This window comes from Flavonifractor sp. DFI.6.63, from assembly GCF_024462255.1.
Taxonomy (GTDB): Bacteria; Bacillota; Clostridia; order Oscillospirales; family Oscillospiraceae; genus Lawsonibacter_A; species Lawsonibacter_A hominis.
This window is the reverse complement of record NZ_JANGBE010000096.1, coordinates 1-380: the sequence shown is the minus strand read 5'-3', so window position 1 is coordinate 380 and position 380 is coordinate 1. Positions and strand designations below refer to the sequence as shown.

The following is a 380-nucleotide window of genomic DNA, read 5'->3' as shown; positions in this document are numbered from 1 at the left end:
GATTCTCCAAGTGGCGGGATGACGGCACACTGGAGGCAGTATTTCACGCGCTGTCCGGGGACGCGGACATGGAGAATCTGAGCGTAGACTCCACTGTGTAAAGGTACATGAAAGCGCCAATGGCGGGAAAAAAAACAGCGGATAAGGCGGTTGGCCGTACCAGAGGTGGGTGGAACACAAAACTCCACGCGGTAGTGGACGGTTTGGGAAACCCGGTGGAGTTCCTTCTCTCCGCTGGAAATGACCAACGATTGGCCGGGTGTAAAATTTTGTGTAAGCGTTTTTCGACAAAGTCAAGAATGGCGCTGGAAAGCAGGGCGGATTCTGGCCTGAATCCCTTGATTACCGAAAGCCATGGTGGTCAGAGCGGTATGCGCGCC

1 pseudogene is annotated in these 380 nt (G+C 54.5%); it reads left to right on the top strand.

Features of this window, described 5'->3' with window-relative positions:
- Positions 1-107: 107 nt before the first annotated feature.
- Positions 108-380, top strand: a pseudogene (locus NE547_RS18705) (hypothetical protein); the annotation flags it as partial.